This is a genomic window from Pseudomonas sp. SDO5591_S426, assembly GCF_054070755.1.
This window is the reverse complement of sequence record NZ_JBSVXD010000126.1, coordinates 1-17,175: the sequence shown is the minus strand read 5'-3', so window position 1 is coordinate 17,175 and position 17,175 is coordinate 1. Positions and strand designations below refer to the sequence as shown.

Below are 17,175 nucleotides of genomic sequence, written 5' to 3'. Positions count from 1 at the left end.
TACAGGTATGTGCGTTTCCATGTAGGAGCTGCCGAAGGCTGCGATCTTTTAAAGCATCCGCTCCAAGCCAACCGTGTTGCTCAGCCACGCATTGAAGCGTCGCCACCAACTGCCTGGTTCCTTGGTCACGGTGTGCATTTTGCCGTCGTCTTCGGTCACCCATACCACTTGGTCATTCTCCAGTTTCGCCTGATAACTCAGGGTCGGCGCCATGCCCTGCAACGCCAGTTCGCGCACGCGTGCCGCGAGCTCAGGGCTGTCCACCAGCACCCCGACTTCGGTGTTCCATAGCACCGAGCGCGGGTCGAAGTTGAATGAACCGATGAAGGATTTCTGCTGGTCGAAGATGATCGCCTTACTGTGCAGGCTGGAATCGGAATCGCCATAGGACTTGGTTGAAAACAGCCGAGGCCCGCTACCACTCTTATCGCCGGGCTGGCGGCGCAACTCGAAGAGCTGCACGCCGTGCTCCAGCAACGCCTTGCGATACGGCGCGTAGCCGCCATGCACGGCCGGTACGTCAGTGGCCTCCAGTGAGTTGGTCAGCAGCCGTACCGACACCCCGGCATCGGCGCGCCCGGTCAGGTAAACCAGCCCCGGCTGGCCGGGCACGAAGTAGGCGGAGATCATTACCAGTTCTTTGCTGACACCCTCAAGCTCCGGCGCCAATTGGGTGGTCAGCAACAACTGGGGATTGGGTTCGCCCTTGGCCAGCACTTTGCTCGGCGCGTCCCACAATGCCTGGTTCCAGGCCCAGATCAGCTCTTTGCGCCAGATATCCAGGCGCGGCTCGGTTTTGAAAGCCATCAACTGCTGGTAGAGCGCGTGATTCTGTTTGCGCGATTCCTCCAGGGATTCTTCCAGTCGGGTTCGGGTGTTTTGCAGATCCTGGGCGGTCGGTTTGCTGGACACAAACGCATCGATCGGTTTGCTCAGGGCGCTGTTCCAGTACTGGTCGAAACTGTGTCCCAGCTGCTCGGCGACCGGCCCGACACCGAGCATGTCGATGTCGGTGAAGTTCATGTTGGCCTCGGCATCGAAATACTCGTCCCCCAGATTGCGCCCGCCGACGATGGCCATGCTGTTGTCCGCCAGCCACAGCTTGTTGTGCATGCGTCGGTGTTGCTGCGACAGGTTGAACAAACGGCCTATGGTGCGCGTTACACCGGTGCTGCGACCCAGGTGCAGCGGGTTGAACACCCGAATCTGAATCTGTGGATGCGCCGCGAGGGTGGCGATGGTGCGGTCCAGACCGTCGCTGGTGGTGTCGTCGAGCAGAATGCGTACGCGCACGCCACGGTCGGCGGCCTTGAGGATTTCTTCCACCAGCATTCGCGTGCTGATGCCGTCGTGCACGATGTAGTACTGCAAATCGAGGCTGGCCTGGGCGTTGCGAATCAGCTCGGCGCGGGCCGTGAAGGCTTCGGTGCTGTCTGAGAGCAGGCGGAAGCCCGATTTTCCTTCATAAGGTGCGGCCTGTGCCTGGACCGAACGGCCGAATGCCGAGGCGCTTGCCGGCAAGGCCTGGCTCGGTTCGCGCTGCACGTCGAGACTGGCGCAGCCGCCGAGGAACGAAGCAAGTAACACAAGAGCAAGCAGCGGCTGTCTGACTCTCACGTGGGGTCGTTCCGTTTGGCGGCGGTCGTTGGCATATGGACGCTGGTATCCGCAGAAAGGTCAGTCAGTCGGTCAGCCCGTCGGTTTCCGCCAGCAGTTTGATGGCGGCGGCGCCGACCTTGCGCACGGCTTCTTCAATCTGTGCCGTTGGTTTGGCAGCGTAGTTCATGCGCAGGCAATTGCGGTATTTGCCCGAGGCGGAAAAAATGCTGCCGACGGCAATCTGTACGCCCTGATCGTGCAAGGCACGATTCAGTTTCAGAGTGTCGAAGCCTTCCGGCAATTCGACCCACAGCATGAAGCTGCCTTGCGGACGGCTGGCGCGGGTGCCGGCGGGGAAATAGCGCGTGACCCAATCGATCATCGCGTCGCGATTGCGTTGGTATTGCGTGCGCATCCGCCGCAAATGCGGTTCGAAGTGACCACCCTTGAGGAATTCGGCGATGGCGATCTGCGGTTGCGGTGCGGTAGAGCCGGTGCTGATGTATTTCATGTGCAGCACCCGTTCCAGATATCGCCCCGGTGCGACCCAGCCAATGCGCAGGCCCGGCGCCAGGGTTTTGGAAAATGAACTGCACAGCAGGACGCGGCCGTCTTCGTCGAAGGATTTGATCGTGCGCGGGCGCGGATAGGTGTAGGCCAGTTCGCCATACACATCGTCTTCGATGATCGCCACGTCGAAACGCTGTGCGAGCGTCAACAACGAACGTTTGCGCGACTCCGGCATGATGTAGCCCAACGGGTTGTTGCAGTTGGGCGTCAACTGTATGGCCCTGATCGGCCATTGTTCCAGAGCCAGTTCCAGCGCCTCGAGACTGATCCCGGTGAGCGGGTCGGTGGGGATTTCCAGCGCCTTCATGCCCAACCCCTTGAGGGTCTGCATGGCGCCGTGAAAGCTCGGCGAGTCCACGGCCACGATGTCGCCCGGCTCGCAGATGGCGCGGATGCTGGTGGACAGCGCTTCGTGACAACCGGTGGTCACCACCAGATCGCCGGGGCCCAATTGACAGCCGGAATCGAGCATCAGGCGGGCGATTTGCTCGCGCAGTTCGAGGTTGCCGTGGATGTTGTCGTAATACAGACCGGGCATGTCTTGTCGACGGCTGATCCGGGCGAGGTCGCGCAGCAGCGGTTTCATGGTCGGGCTGGTGATGTCGGGCATGCCGCGGCCCAGTTGCACCACGTCTTTGCGCGGTACGGCGCGAATCAACTCCAGCACTTGATCCCACTGCGAGATATCCACAGGCCGTTGCGCCGGGCGGCCAACCGCCGGCAGCTCCGGCAGTTCGCGACTGACCGGAACGAAGTACCCGGACTTGGGCCTTGGCATGGCCAACCCACTGTCTTCCAGCACCCGATAGGCTTGCTGCACCGTGCTCAGGCTGACCCCATGCTCGACGCTCAGCGCCCGCACCGACGGCAGCCGGTCACCGGGGCGATAGAAGCCCTGTTCGATACGCGTGCCGAGTAATTCGGCGAGGTTGACGTAAAGGGTCATGGCGCAGTCTCGGTTGGAGTGATTCGGTTGACCAGTACAGATCAGGCAAAAATTCAAGATTCAGAGCTGAAAACGACAAATCTGTATGGAAATAATACAGGTGCTTTGAATCTGTAATGCTTTTCCCTGTTTGCGCATCATGGAATCTCTGGCTACCCAAGTAAACAGGAGCATTCAAAATGAACGGTTTGAGCGATGTGCGGCTGACGTTACACAGTCAGGAACTGGAGACAGGGCAAAAGGACAATGCACGCCATGCGCTCATGCGCAACGCGCCGTCCGGCCTGAGTCGCTGGGATCTGTTCTGGCAACGCCTGCACACGCGCAAGGCGTTGCTGGCCCTGACGCCAGACCAGCTCAAGGATATCGGGCTGACGCGGGAGCAGGCGCGGGAAGAAGGGCTCAAGCCTTTCTGGCGGATCTGAGTTTTGCGGTGTTCTTTAGGGCCTCATCGCGGGCAAGCCCGCTCCCACAGTAATTGCTGGTGTTCACAGTATTTGTGTTCACAACCACATTCTGTGGGAGCGGGCTTGCCCGCGATGGGGCCCGCCAAAACAGCGGCAATCTTTCAGGTCAGCTCTTTAAGCCGATGCCAAAGCATCCCCAACGCCAACAACGGCGAACGCAGATGCTTTCCGCCAGGGAAGGTAATGTGCGGCACCTTGGCAAACAAATCGAAACCACCGCTGTGCTGACCGCTGATGGCCTCGGCCAGCAACTTGCCCGCCAGGTGCGTGGCATTCACGCCATGCCCTGAATAAGCCTGGGCGTAATACACATTCGGATGATCCTTGAGTCGACCGATCTGCGGCAGGCGGTTGGCGCCGATTCCGATCATCCCGCCCCATTGATAGTCGATCCTCACGTCGCCCAGTTGTGGAAAGACCTCCAGCATCTTCGGCCGCATGTAAGCCGCGATGTCTTTCGGGTCGCGTCCCGAGTAATGGCAGGCACCACCAAACAGCAAGCGACGGTCAGCCGAGAGTCGGTAGTAATCCAGCGCCACCCGTTGGTCGCACACCGCCATGTTCTGCGGTAGAAGAGAGTGCGCCAGTTCTTCGCTCAAAGGTTCGGTGGCAATGATGTAGCTGCCGGCGGGCAGAACCTTGCCGCTCAGCTCGGGATTGAGGTGGTTGAGGTAGGCATTGCAGCCCAGTACCAGCGTCTTCGCACGAACCGAGCCTTGAGCGGTATGCACTTTGACCTCGGGGCCGTAATCGATGTGCGTGACGGCGGACTGTTCGAACAGTTGCACGCCCAGTTGCTGTGCGGCAGCCGCTTCACCCAGCGCCAGGTTCAGCGGATGCAGGTGTCCGGAGCCCATGTCGATCAAACCGCCGACGTAGCGCTTGGAACCGACGACGGTATGCATTTCACTGGCTTGCAGCAGTCGGGTTTCATAGCGATAACCGAGGCTGCGCAGTTCTTCGGCATCTTCGGCAAAACCTTCAAGGTCTCGGGGCTTGTTGGCCAGATCGCAGTAACCCCAGGTCAGGTCGCAGGGAATCTGAAAACGCTCGACCCGCTGTCGGACGATTTCCACGGCTTCAAGCCCCATGAGTTTCATCTGACGCACACCGTCCGCGCCGATCACGTTGGCGAACTGATCGAGGCCGTGGCCGACGCCGCGAATCAACTGCCCGCCGTTGCGTCCGCTGGCGCCCCAACCGATCTTGTGGGCTTCGAGCAGCACCACGCTGAGGCCGCGCTCGGCGAGTTCGAGCGCCGTGTTCAACCCCGAGAAACCGCCACCGACCACGCATACATCGGCCACCAGATCCCCTGTGAGCACCGGATGATCCGGCAGCGGCAGGCTGCTGTCAGCGTAATAGGAGGCAGTGTGCTGGGCACGGGCGTTCATGCGCGTCATCCTGATTCTTGTGTTTAGAAAATTTGACGGAGCATAAGCCGGACCTTCGCGGACGGGCAACATTGGTCGGTTGCCGCTGTCTGGATCGTGGCTTTTGCCTCACAATTGCGCTCTATTTCGCTTTCGGTCACCGCTTCGATGAGCTGCAACAGTCAGAAAATCCGCACGCTGCGCCAGCAGATTCCCTCGTTCGAGTGCGTGCCCGGCTGCCATGACTGCTGCGGTCCGGTGACCACCTCGCCGGAAGAAATGTCGCGCCTGCCGCGCAAGACCCGCGCCGAGCAAGAGGCGGCCATGGACGAACTCAACTGCGTGCATCTCGGCCCGAACGGCTGCACCGTGTACGACGAGCGACCGCTGATTTGCCGGTTGTTCGGCACCACCAAGACGCTGCCATGCCCGAATGGGCGCGGGCCGGTGGAGTTGATTCATCCAAGAGTCGAGAAGCAGATATTCGAATACATGGCTTCCAACCGGCAGGTGTTGGTTTAAAAGATCGAAGCCTGCGGCAGCTCCTACAGAAAAACGCGATCTCATGTAGGAGCTGCCGCAGGCTGCGATCTTTTGATCTTCAGTCCGGAATCGGCAGGCTCAAGCTCTCTTTCACCTCTTCCATCACGATATAGCTCTTGGATTCGCGTACATGCGGCAGCTTGAGCAGGATGTCGCCCAGCAGCTTGCGGTACGAGGCCATCTCGGAAATCCGCGCCTTCACCAGATAGTCGAAATCCCCTGACACCAGGTGGCATTCCAGCACGTGGGGCAGTTTCAGCACCGCACGTCGGAACTCTTCGAAGGTATCACCGGATTTGTAGTCGAGGCTGATCTCGACGAACACCAGCAGACTACCCTTGAGGTGCTGCGGGTTGAGCCGCGCGTTGTAGCCCATGATGATCCCTTCGCGCTCCAGGCGCCGGACCCGCTCGGTGCAGGGCGTGGTCGAGAGCCCGACCTTTTCCCCAAGCTCGGTGAAAGAGATGCGCCCGTCCGCTTGCAGGATCCGCAGGATGCTGCGGTCGATCTTGTCCAGCTCACGTTTGGTTTGAGTGTTGGTACGCATAGGGGATGCGCCTCCGTGAAAAGGGTTTTTGCCGAGAATTGTCGCCAAATATAGGCGCTTATATAGTGAAAATCACTGGTCATTCTTTTTTAAACTGCGCACATCTGAAGCTCTGAACAACAAACGTCAGCGGTTCGCCGCGATGAGGGATATGAAAATGCGCGTTATGGTCTTGGGTAGCGGCGTCATCGGTACCACCAGTGCTTATTATCTGGCGCGTGCCGGGTTTGAAGTGGTGGTGGTCGACCGGCAGCCAGCTGCTGCCATGGAGACCAGTTTCGCCAACGCCGGCCAAGTGTCGCCGGGCTATGCCTCGCCGTGGGCCGCGCCGGGCGTGCCGCTCAAAGCCATCAAGTGGCTGTTGCAGCGCCACGCGCCGCTGGCGATCAAGGCCACCGCCGACATCGATCAATACCTGTGGATGGCGCAGATGCTGCGCAACTGCACCGCCAGCCGTTACGCGGTGAACAAGGAGCGCATGGTCCGTCTGTCCGAGTACAGCCGTGACTGCCTCGACGAACTGCGCGCCGAAACCGGCATCGCCTACGAAGGCCGAAGCCTCGGCACCACCCAACTGTTCCGCACCCAGGCTCAGCTTGATGGCGCCGCGAAAGACATCGCCGTGCTGAAAGAGTCCGGCGTGCCGTTCGAGCTGCTTGACCGCGAAGGCATTGCCCGCGTCGAGCCGGCCCTGGCCAGCGTTACCGACATTCTTGCCGGTGCCCTGCGCCTGCCGAACGACCAGACTGGCGACTGCCAGATGTTCACCACCAAGCTCGCAGAAATGTGTACGAATCTCGGTGTGGAGTTCCGTTTCGGCCAGGACATTCAGCGCCTCGACTTCGCCGGTGATCGCATCAACGGCGTGTGGATCGACGGCAAGCTGGAAACCGCCGACCGCTACGTATTGGCACTCGGCAGCTACTCGCCGCAACTGCTCAAGCCGCTGGGGATCAAGGCGCCGGTGTACCCGCTCAAGGGTTACTCGCTGACCGTGCCGATCACCAACCCGGCGATGGCCCCGACTTCGACCATTCTCGACGAGACCTACAAGGTCGCGATCACCCGTTTCGACAACCGCATCCGCGTTGGCGGCATGGCGGAGATCGCCGGTTTTGACCTGTCGCTTAATCCGCGTCGACGCGAAACCCTGGAGATGATCGTCAACGACCTTTATCCTCAGGGCGGCAATCTGGCCGAGGCGAGTTTCTGGACCGGCCTGCGTCCGACCACCCCGGACGGTACGCCAATCGTTGGCGCCACCCCGTTCAAGAATCTGTTCCTGAACACCGGCCACGGCACACTCGGCTGGACCATGGCCTGTGGTTCTGGTCGCTTGTTGGCTGACCTGATGGCCAAGAGAAAACCGCAGATCAGCGCCGAAGGTCTCGATATTTCCCGCTATGGCAACAAACGACAGGAGTCCGCAAAACATGTCAGTCCAGCGCCAGCTCACCAATGAACGCATGAGTCAGATCGTCACCCATAACGGCACGGTGTATCTGGCCGGGCAGGTCGGTGACGACTTCAACGCCGGGGTTGAACAGCAGACCCGCGATGTACTGGCCAATATCGAGCGTCTGCTCGATCTGGCCGGGACTGACAAGCAGCATCTGCTCTCGGCAACGATTTACCTTAATGATATCGAAGCGCACTTTGCCGGGATGAACTCGGTTTGGGACCAGTGGCTGCCAAAGGGCGCCGCGCCGGCCCGCGCCACCGTCGAAGCGAAGATGGCCAAGCCAAGCATCCTGGTCGAGATTTCCATCGTCGCCGCGCTGCCGTAAACCGTAGTAAAGATCCCTCTTCCGGCGCTGTTGGCGGTTCACGCCGTCAGCCAGCGCCGGTTTTTCTTCCAAACGACCGACCAGAAGTCTGCCGCCATGCGTCCTGCCCGTGCCCTGATCGACCTTCAAGCCCTGCGTCACAACTACCAAGTCGCCCGTGAAGTCACGGGGGCCAAAGCCCTCGCGGTGATCAAGGCCGATGCCTACGGCCATGGCGCGGTGCGTTGTGCCCAGGCACTGGAAGCCGAGGCAGACGGTTTTGCCGTGGCTTGCATCGAAGAAGCCCTGGAGCTGCGTGCCGCAGGCATTCGTGCGCCGGTGCTGCTGCTGGAAGGTTTTTTTGAAGCCGATGAGTTGTCGCTGATCGTCGAGCACGATTTCTGGTGCGTGGTGCATTCGCTGTGGCAGCTTGAAGCGATTGAAAAGGCTGCACTGAGCAAGCCAATCACCGTCTGGCTCAAGCTCGATTCGGGCATGCACCGGGTGGGGCTGCATCCGAAGGATTATCAGGCGGCCTATCAACGGCTGCTGGCCAGCGGCAACGTGGCGAAGATCGTGCTGATGAGCCACTTCGCCCGGGCCGATGAACTGAACAGTCAGGCCAGCGCCGAGCAAGTCGCGGTGTTCGAAGCGGCGCGGCAGGGTCTGTCCGCTGAAGTCAGCCTGCGTAATTCGCCGGCAGTGCTGGGTTGGCCGCAGGTTCCGAGTGACTGGGTGCGCCCGGGCATCATGCTTTACGGCGCCACGCCATTTGAAGAGGCCAACGCCGTGGCGTCACGCCTGCAACCGGTGATGACCCTCGAATCGAAAGTCATCAGCGTGCGTGAATTGCCAGCCGGCGAACCGATCGGCTACGGCGCAAAATTCATCACCCCCAAACCAATGCGCGTAGGCGTGGTGGCCATGGGTTACGCCGATGGCTATCCGCGTCTGGCGCCGACCGGCACCCCGGTGTTGGTGGCCGGACAACGCAGCCAGTTGATCGGCCGGGTATCGATGGACATGCTCTGCGTCGACCTGACCGACATTCCGCAAGCCGGCCTCGGCTCGACCGTCGAGTTGTGGGGCAAAAACATCCTGGCCAGCGACGTGGCCATCGCGGCGGGCACGATTCCTTACCAGATATTCTGCAACCTGCGCCGGGTGCCACTGCTCTATTCCGGGAGCTGACACTCGACGGTGCGAACCGGAAGTCGCTTCGCCGAACAGGATTCAGGTCAAAGTGTTGTAAATACTGAACGCTGTCGCCATGATAACGCTCAATATTCCAACAAACCTGAACCCTGGAGGCTCCAGCATTGGACGTCGGTGAACGACTGCAATCGATCCGCAAGCTCAAAGGCCTTTCCCAGCGTGAACTCGCCAAGCGCGCGGGCGTCACCAACAGCACCATTTCGATGATCGAGAAGAACAGCGTGAGCCCCTCGATCAGTTCGCTGAGGAAAGTGTTGGGCGGGATTCCCATGTCCATGGTCGAGTTCTTTTCCGAAGAAATCCTGCAGGAAAAACCGACTCAGATCGTCTACAAGGCCAACGAGCTGATCGATATTTCCGATGGTGCAGTGACCATGAAACTGGTCGGCCGGGCGCACCCGAGCCGGGCTATCGCGTTCCTCAATGAAATCTACCCGCCAGGCGCCGATACCGGTGACGAGATGCTCACCCATGAGGGCGAGGAAACCGGAATTCTGGTGGAAGGTCGACTTGAACTGGTGGTCGGGCTGGAAACTTTTGTGCTCGAAGCTGGCGATAGCTACTACTTTGAAAGTACCAAGCCACATCGTTTCCGTAATCCGTTCGATGCGCCGGCGCGACTAATCAGCGCAGCTACACCGGCGAATTTTTAAGAAAAGAGGCGCCCTGCCAGCATGGCCGAGGCACCCGAGCCGTTTGACCGTTGCGCAACAAGACCCCTTCGACTTTGGGGTTGTTTCAGTGTCGCGGGCTTACCGCTATACTTGCGCCCGCCTGCGAACCGTGGCCGTAGGCGTGACTAGCCACCATTGAGGGTGAACGCGTGAACCTAATTATGAAAATGCTGGCCGTACCAGCAACCGTTTTGGCCCTTTGGGCTGTCAGCGCTCAAGCTGCGACGAACGACGAAATTGCCAAACGCCTTGAGCCAGTCGGCCAGGTTTGTGTAACGGGTCAAGAATGCAAGGGCATGGAAGTTGCCGCAGCTTCAGGCGGCGGTGGCGGGGCCAAGGCGCCTAAAGATGTTATTGCCAAACATTGCAACGCTTGCCACGGCACCGGCCTGTTGGGCGCGCCGAAAATCGGCGACAAGGCAGCCTGGAAAGAACGTGCCGATCACCAAGGCGGCCTCGACGGCATCCTGGCCAAAGCCATTACCGGTATCAACTCGATGCCACCAAAAGGCACCTGCGCCGACTGCTCCGACGACGAGCTGAAGGGCGCCATCAAAGAGATGTCCGGCCTGTAACCAGCCGCCTCTTTCGCGAAAAAGCCGCTTTCGAGCGGCTTTTTTGTGCCTGTTGTTTCCCTGTAGGAGCTGCCGCAGGCTGCGATCTTTTGATGTTGATTGTTAAAAACAAGATCAAAAGATCGCAGCCTTCGGCAGCTCCTACAGGTCAGTGTGATCTTCAGAGGCTGTTCATTGCAGCAAAGACCCGGCAAGCTCGGTCCAACCCCACGTCATGGAATGTAAGGGAGGATCGGATGGTTCAGCTGTGTTCTATCGAACAGGCGGTCGATGATGTATTGGCGCGGTTGCCGACGCATATTCATATGGGGCTGCCTCTAGGCCTGGGCAAACCCAACCATTTCGTCAACGCGCTGTATCACCGCATCGCGCAGTTGCCCGAGCGGCGGCTAACGATCTATACCGCGTTGTGCCTCGGTCGACCTCCATTGGGTGACGGCTTGCAGAAACGCTTCCTCGAGCCCTTCATTGAGCGAGTCTTTGGCGATTATCCGGAGCTGGATTTCCTCGCCGATCTGCACCGCGACAGTCTGCCAGGCAACATCCACATCCAGCAGTTTTTCATGCAGCCCGGCAGCCTGCTCAACAGTGCGTCGGCGCAGCAGGATTACGTCAGCAGCAACTACAGCCACGCGGCCCGGGACATCAACGCCGCCGGGTTGAACCTGGTGGCGCAACTGGTTGCCAGCCATGCCGATCATCCCGATCGCTTGAGCCTCAGCTGCAACCCGGACATCACCCTCGATCTGCTACCAATGATTGCCAAGCGCCGCGCTGCCGGGGAGACGATCCTGATGGTTGGCCAGGCGCACGACGATTTGCCGTACATGCCCGGTGATGCAGAGGTCGGCATCGATACTTTCGACCTGCTGATCGACGAGAAAGACCGCACCACGCTGTTCTCCACGCCGAACATGCCGGTGGGTTTCCAGGACCATTTCATTGGCCTGCACGCCAGTACGCTGGTGCGCGATGGCGGCACCTTGCAGATCGGCATCGGTTCGATGGGCGATGCGCTGACGGCAGCGTTGCTGGCGCGCCAGGCGGATAACGATGGTTACAAGGCCTTGCTGGCGGACGTGAACCTGAGCCAATGGGCTCAACTGATCGAACGCGAAGGCGGCCTCGAACCGTTCGCCAAGGGCCTGTACGGTTGCAGCGAAATGTTCGTCAACGGCCTGCTGGTGCTGGCCGACGCAGGCATCGTGCGACGCAAGGTGTACCCGGACGTGCCCACCCAGCAGCAGGCGAATGCCGGCACCCTCGACGAAGCGGCGCAAACCGACGGCATCTCGGTGCACGGTGGTTTCTTTCTCGGGCCGCGCAGTTTCTATGAACGCTTGCGTGAGCTGCCGCAAAGCAAGCGCCTCGAATTCAACATGACGCGCATCAGCTACATCAACGAACTGTACGGCCAGGAAGAACTCAAGCGATTGCAGCGTCTCGATGCGCGGTTCATCAACACTGCGTTCACCGTGACTTTACTGGGTTCCGCCGTGGCGGATCAGCTGGAAGACGGGCGCGTGCTCAGCGGCGTAGGCGGGCAGTACAACTTTGTGGTGCAGGGGCATGCGCTGCAAGGTGCGCGCTCGGTGTTGCTGCTGCGCAGCTGGCGCGAATCGGGTGGCGACGTCAGTTCGAACATCGTCTGGGAATACGGCCACTGCACCATCCCCCGGCATCTGCGCGACATCGTGGTCACCGAGTACGGCATCGCCGATCTGCGCGGCAAGACCGATGCGGCGGTGATCGAAGCGTTGCTCAATATCAGCGACTCGCGTTTTCAGTCAGGGCTGATCGAGCAGGCGCAGAAGGTTGGCAAGTTGCCGAAGGATTTCCGTCTCGATCCGCGTTTTGCCGATAACCGACCTGAGCGTTTGCAGGGGATTCAGGCGCGGCACGCGCAGATGTTTCCGGAGTATCCGTTGGGTTGTGATTTCACTGAGGTGGAGCGGGATGTGCTGCGGGCGCTGAACTGGCTGAAGAGCAAGTTCAAGCTCAGCGAGGTGCTGGAGTTGGGTAAGGCAGCGTTGGATGCGCCGGAGCCTGCGGCGTTTCCTGGGCATCTGGAGCGTATGCGGCTGGCCAATCCGGAGGGTCTGAAGGAAGACCTGTATCAGCGGTTATTGCTCACCGGCCTGAAGGCCACCGCGCAATAACAACCAACACAAAACCTGTAGGAGCCGAGCTTGCTCGCGATGAGGCCATAACATTCAACATCAATGTTGACTGTTCGGCCGCCATCGCGAGCAAGCTCGGCTCCTACAGGGTATTGCGGTGTGGCGGCTTACTCGATGAAGGTCACAACGCCACCGGCCAGCGACATCACGCGCGCCAGCGACTCAACGCGATACCCCTGCGAATCCAGCTCCGCACGACCACCCTGGAACGACTTCTCGATCACGATGCCCAGACCGGCAACGGTAGCGCCGGCCTGTTTGATGATCGAAATCAGCGCCTGGGACGCCTTACCGTTGGCCAAAAAGTCATCGATGATCAGCACGCGGTCGCTGCTGGTCAGGTGGCGCGGGGAGATGGCCACGGTGCTTTCGGTCTTTTTGGTGAACGAGTAAACGGTCGCCGACAGCAGGTTTTCGGTCAGGGTCAGGGACTGTTGCTTGCGGGCGAAGATCACCGGCACACCGAGGTTCAGGCCGGTCATGATCGCTGGCGCGATGCCCGAGGCTTCGATGGTGACGATCTTGGTGATGCCCGAGTCCTTGAACAGCGTGGCGAATTCGTCGCCGATCAGCTTCATCAGGGCCGGGTCGATCTGGTGGTTCAGGAAGGCGTCGACCTTCAGGACCTGGTCGGAAAGCACGATGCCTTGTTCGCGGATTTTCTGGTGCAGGGCTTCCATGAAGCTGTCCTCTGTTGGCGCCTTGTGCGCCCTAAGGTTTTAAAAAAGTGGTCAATTCTAGCGCTTTAACATCGCGCGTATATCTGCCAATGCTGTGTTGCCGCGAACGGCTTTGACTTCGGGCGGCGTGTCGTCGTTGCCTTCCCAGGCCAGATCGTCCGGTGGCAGCTCATCGAGGAAGCGGCTCGGCGCGCAATCGATGATCTCGCCGTATTGCTTGCGCTTGGCGGCGAAGGTGAAGGCCAGGGTCTGACGTGCGCGGGTAATGCCCACGTAGGCCAGGCGGCGTTCTTCTTCGATGGTGTCGGCTTCGATGCTGGAGCGGTGCGGGAGGATTTCCTCTTCCATGCCCATGATGAACACGTAGGGGAATTCCAGGCCCTTGGAGGCGTGCAAGGTCATCATCTGCACGCCTTCTGCGCCGTCTTCCTCTTCCTGCTGACGCTCCAGCATGTCGCGCAGTACGAGTTTGCCGATGGCATCCTCGACGGTCATCTCGCCTTCTTCGTCTTTCTCAAGGGTGTTTTTCAACGCCTCGATCAGGAACCAGACGTTACCCATGCGGTAATCGGCGGCCTTGTCGCTGGAGCTGTTGGTGCGCAGCCAGTTCTCGTAGTCGATGTCCATGACCATGCTGCGCAGCGCCGAGATCGGGTCTTCGCCGGCGCACTGCTCGCGCACCCGGTCCATGAAACGCTTGAAGCGTGACAGGCGATCGGTGAAGCGGCTGTCGAGATGCTCGCCCAGGCCGATTTCGTCGGTGGCGGCGTACATCGAAATCTTGCGCTCGGTCGCATAGTTGCCGAGTTTTTCCAGCGTGGTCGAACCGATTTCCCGGCGCGGAACGTTGATTACCCGCAGGAAGGCGTTGTCGTCGTCCGGGTTCACGATCAGGCGGAAGTAGGCCATCAGGTCTTTCACTTCCTGGCGCCCGAAGAAGCTGTTGCCGCCGGACAGGCGATACGGCACCTGATGGTGCTGCAATTTCAGCTCGATCAGCTTGGCCTGGTAGTTACCGCGATAGAGGATCGCGAAATCGCTGTAAGGCCGATCGGTGCGCAAGTGCAGACTGAGGATTTCCATGGCCACGCGCTCGGCTTCGGCGTCTTCGTTGCGGCAACGGATCACGCGGATCTCGTCGCCGTGGCCCATTTCACTCCACAGCTGCTTTTCGAATTCGTGCGGGTTGTTCGAGATCAACACGTTGGCGCAACGCAGGATGCGGCTGGTGGAGCGGTAGTTCTGCTCCAGCATCACCACTTTCAAGGACGGGTAGTCGTCCTTGAGCAGCATCAGGTTTTCCGGCCGGGCGCCGCGCCAGGCGTAGATCGACTGGTCGTCGTCGCCCACCACGGTGAACTGGTTGCGTTTGCCGATGAGCATTTTCACCAGCAGATATTGGCTGGCGTTGGTGTCCTGGTATTCGTCCACCAGCAGGTAGCGCACCTTGTTCTGCCACTTTTCCAGGATGTCGGCGTGTTCTTCGAACAGCTTCACCGGCAGCAGGATCAGATCGTCGAAGTCCACCGCGTTGAACGCCTTGAGCGTGCGCTGGTAGTGGGTGTAGACGATGGCCGCGGTCTGTTCCTTGGGATTGCGCGCGTTTTCCAGGGCCTGGGCCGGCAGGATCAGGTCGTTTTTCCAGGCACCGATCATGTTCTTGATCTCGTCGACGCCGTCGTCGCCCGAGTATTCTTTCTGCATGATGTCGGTCATCAGGGCCTTGACGTCGGTCTCGTCGAAGATCGAGAAGCCCGGTTTGTAGCCCAACCGCACGTGTTCCTTGCGGATGATGTTCAGGCCCAGGTTGTGGAAGGTGCACACCGTCAAGCCGCGACCTTCTCCGGCGCGCAGCAGGGTGCCGACCCGTTCCTTCATCTCGCGCGCGGCCTTGTTGGTGAAGGTCATGGCGACGATGTACTGGGCGCGGATGCCGCAGTTCTGGATCAGGTGCGCAATCTTGCGCGTGATCACGCTGGTCTTGCCGGAGCCTGCACCGGCGAGCACCAAAAGAGGGCCGCCGACGTAGCTCACGGCTTCTTGCTGCCGGGGATTGAGTCGGGACATAGGTAAATTCAGGAGTCAGTCACGAAATGGGTCGGCATTTTAACAGGCTCAGCAATTTGTGCTGCTCTCTCCGACTTGTGACGTACAACGCGATCTCTAATTGCCGGTTTTGTTACTTTCACGCAGGATGCGCAACGGATTTGCGTCTAATGTTCGTAATTCCGGATACAAAGGTCTCGTTTGATAACTGATGTCATTGGTCATTGGTTATCAGCACGGCATAATGCCCGTCGCCTACATCTTTGCAGAGTCTAGGGAGCTAGCTTGTCTACGCCTGTCGAACCCTTGCGTTTGCTGCTACTGGCCGAAGAGCCAGCGTGGGCAGCGTTGTTGCGCGAGTGTCTGGCTCCGATGGGGAGCTCGGCCGTGCTCATCAGCGCGCCGAGTTGGGAGTCGGTCAGCAGTCTGTTCGATGACAACCGCAGCGCGGTGTTGTTGACGATCCCGGCCCTTCAGCCGGCGCCGGGCCGTTGCTGTCTGCCGACGGTGTTGCTGCTCGAACATGAGCCGCTGACCCCGCCCGATGGTGTAAGCGACTGGCTGGTCCGCGATCATCTCGACCCGGGCATGCTGCGCCGTTGCCTGCGCCATGTGCGTGAGCGCGGCGTGCTGGAAACCACCTTGCAACGCCTGGCCGAGCAAGATCCGCTCACGGGCATCGCCAACCGTCAGGGTTTTCAGACCTTGCTGACGGCACGACTGGCGGAAAACGACGGTCGCGGCCTGGCCCTCGGTCATCTCGACCTCGACAACTTCCGCTACGCCAACGATGCCCTCGGCCACCAGGCCGGCGACCGCCTGATCCTGCAAGTGGTCGCGCGGCTCAAGAGCCAGCTGGAGGCCGGTGATCAACTGGCACGGCTGGGCAGCGACGAATTCGCCTTGCTCATCGACACCCGTCGCGCCCCGCAGCGCGCCGAATGGATGGCCGAACGCATCACCGAAGCACTGGCCGAGCCCTATTGGGTCGACGGCGAAAGCCTGCTGATCGGCTCCAGCCTGGGCATCGCCCACGCTCGCGCCCAGGCCGGCGCCGACCCGCTGATGTGGCACGCGCACATCGCCATGCAGCAGGCCAAGAGCACCCAGGGCTGCACCTTTCATATCTTCAACGAACGCATCAACCGCAATGCCCGCAGCATCGCCGACCTTGAAACCGAGCTGCGCCGGGCGTTGCGCCGTGACGAACTGGAACTGCATTACCAGCCACGCTTGAATCTCGAAGACGGGCAGATTGTCGGCCTCGAAGCCTTGGTGCGCTGGCGTCATGCCGAGCGTGGCTTGCTGCCACCGAGCGAATTCGTCCCGCTGGCTGAGCAAAGCGGTTTGATCGTGCCGCTGGGTTACTGGGTGATTTCCCGGGCCTTGCGCGACATGCAGGCATTGCTGGAACTCGGCTTGCCGCCGCTGCACATGGCGATCAATCTGTCGTTCCGCCAATTCCAGGACAGCCAGTTGCTGTCGACCCTGAGCCGGTTGATTGCCGAACGTGGCGTCGAGGCGCAGTGGCTGGAATTCGAACTGACCGAAACCGCGGTCATGCGCCGCAGCGATCTGGTCAAGCAGACCATGGACGCTCTCGGGCGTCTGGGTGTGCGCTTCTCGCTCGACGACTTCGGTACCGGGTTCTCGTCGTTCGTGCACCTCAACAGTCTGCCGATCACCTTGCTGAAGATCGACAAGAGCTTTGTTGGTGGCATGGAGCAACGCGAAGAGAACCGCAAACTGGTCCACGCGATGATCAACCTGGCGCACAACCTCAACCTTGAGGTCGTCGCTGAAGGCGTGGAAACGCCGGAGCAGATGGACCTGTTGCGCGGCTTCGATTGCGATCAGGTGCAGGGTTACCTGATCAGCAAACCGCTGCCTTTGGCGGAGCTGGTGGATTACCTGATGTTTGGTTCCGGCGAACAGAGCATCGTCGAGGCCATTTAAAAGATCGCAGCCTGCGGCAGCTCAGGGTTATGCATGCC

General features: G+C 60.2%; 15 protein-coding genes. 9 read left to right on the top strand and 6 right to left on the bottom strand.

Translation table 11 applies throughout. From position 1 onward, the window contains the following. Positions 1 to 48 precede the first annotated feature (48 nt). Positions 49 to 1,617, bottom strand: a complete 1,569-nt coding sequence (locus ACW9JC_RS21310; protein ID WP_457457366.1) for a phospholipase D family protein — start codon at positions 1,615 to 1,617, stop codon at positions 49 to 51. Positions 1,618 to 1,681: 64 nt separating this feature from the next. Then, a complete protein-coding gene (locus ACW9JC_RS21305; RefSeq protein WP_338583867.1) occupies positions 1,682 to 3,115 on the bottom strand; it encodes an aminotransferase-like domain-containing protein in 1,434 nt (477 codons plus the stop codon). 179 nt (positions 3,116 to 3,294) lie between these two features. On the opposite strand from ACW9JC_RS21305, the gene ACW9JC_RS21300 reads away from it, so the two are divergent. After that, a complete protein-coding gene (locus tag ACW9JC_RS21300; protein ID WP_448109771.1) occupies positions 3,295 to 3,540 on the top strand; it encodes a DUF1127 domain-containing protein in 246 nt (81 codons plus the stop codon). Between the two features lie 143 nt (positions 3,541 to 3,683). On the opposite strand, the gene ACW9JC_RS21295 is transcribed toward ACW9JC_RS21300, so the two are convergent. Beyond that, on the bottom strand, positions 3,684 to 4,976 hold the full coding sequence (locus ACW9JC_RS21295; RefSeq protein WP_457457363.1) for an NAD(P)/FAD-dependent oxidoreductase: 1,293 nt from the start codon (positions 4,974 to 4,976) through the stop codon (positions 3,684 to 3,686). A 147-nt stretch (positions 4,977 to 5,123) separates the two neighbouring features. Between ACW9JC_RS21295 and ACW9JC_RS21290 the strand changes: the two genes are divergently transcribed. Next, the gene (locus tag ACW9JC_RS21290) at positions 5,124 to 5,477 is read left to right on the top strand and encodes a YkgJ family cysteine cluster protein (RefSeq protein ID WP_338583864.1); all 354 of its coding nucleotides are present in this window, start codon (positions 5,124 to 5,126) and stop codon (positions 5,475 to 5,477) included. Positions 5,478 to 5,556: 79 nt separating this feature from the next. On the opposite strand, the gene ACW9JC_RS21285 is transcribed toward ACW9JC_RS21290, so the two are convergent. Beyond that, positions 5,557 to 6,045: an Lrp/AsnC ligand binding domain-containing protein gene (locus tag ACW9JC_RS21285; protein WP_095194410.1), complete on the bottom strand. Its 489-nt coding sequence runs from the start codon at positions 6,043 to 6,045 to the stop codon at positions 5,557 to 5,559. A gap of 157 nt (positions 6,046 to 6,202) precedes the next feature. Here ACW9JC_RS21285 and dadA point away from each other — a divergent pair, with 157 nt between their 5' ends. The 6 genes from dadA to ACW9JC_RS21255 all read left to right on the top strand — a co-directional run bounded on the left by dadA (position 6,203) and on the right by ACW9JC_RS21255 (position 12,434). Continuing rightward, the gene (gene dadA, locus ACW9JC_RS21280; protein WP_457457361.1) at positions 6,203 to 7,507 is read left to right on the top strand and encodes a D-amino acid dehydrogenase; all 1,305 of its coding nucleotides are present in this window, start codon (positions 6,203 to 6,205) and stop codon (positions 7,505 to 7,507) included. Next, on the top strand, positions 7,479 to 7,832 hold the full coding sequence (locus tag ACW9JC_RS21275; protein WP_419712563.1) for a RidA family protein: 354 nt from the start codon (positions 7,479 to 7,481) through the stop codon (positions 7,830 to 7,832). The genes dadA and ACW9JC_RS21275 overlap by 29 nt, the downstream gene beginning before the upstream one ends. 96 nt (positions 7,833 to 7,928) lie before the next feature. Next, entirely contained in the window at positions 7,929 to 9,002 is a 1,074-nt protein-coding gene (gene alr / locus ACW9JC_RS21270) for an alanine racemase (protein WP_457457359.1), read from the top strand. 128 nt (positions 9,003 to 9,130) lie between these two features. Next, on the top strand, positions 9,131 to 9,679 hold the full coding sequence (locus ACW9JC_RS21265; protein ID WP_007947433.1) for a cupin domain-containing protein: 549 nt from the start codon (positions 9,131 to 9,133) through the stop codon (positions 9,677 to 9,679). 182 nt (positions 9,680 to 9,861) lie between these two features. Then, complete coding sequence (locus ACW9JC_RS21260; protein WP_416129588.1) at positions 9,862 to 10,275, top strand: c-type cytochrome; 414 nt, start codon at positions 9,862 to 9,864, stop codon at positions 10,273 to 10,275. 236 nt (positions 10,276 to 10,511) lie between these two features. Continuing rightward, complete coding sequence (locus ACW9JC_RS21255) at positions 10,512 to 12,434, top strand: acetyl-CoA hydrolase/transferase C-terminal domain-containing protein (protein ID WP_457457357.1); 1,923 nt, start codon at positions 10,512 to 10,514, stop codon at positions 12,432 to 12,434. 128 nt (positions 12,435 to 12,562) lie between these two features. Here ACW9JC_RS21255 and ACW9JC_RS21250 read toward each other — a convergent pair whose 3' ends face one another. Together ACW9JC_RS21250 and rep are read right to left on the bottom strand one after the other, a co-directional pair. Beyond that, entirely contained in the window at positions 12,563 to 13,135 is a 573-nt protein-coding gene (locus ACW9JC_RS21250; protein ID WP_457457355.1) for a xanthine phosphoribosyltransferase, read from the bottom strand. Between the two features lie 57 nt (positions 13,136 to 13,192). Further along, positions 13,193 to 15,202 (bottom strand): DNA helicase Rep, encoded by a 2,010-nt coding sequence (gene rep, locus ACW9JC_RS21245; protein ID WP_338583856.1) that lies wholly within the window; start codon positions 15,200 to 15,202, stop codon positions 13,193 to 13,195. Between the two features lie 264 nt (positions 15,203 to 15,466). Between rep and ACW9JC_RS21240 the strand changes: the two genes are divergently transcribed. Next, a complete protein-coding gene (locus ACW9JC_RS21240; RefSeq protein WP_416129507.1) occupies positions 15,467 to 17,137 on the top strand; it encodes a putative bifunctional diguanylate cyclase/phosphodiesterase in 1,671 nt (556 codons plus the stop codon). Positions 17,138 to 17,175: the final 38 nt, after the last annotated feature.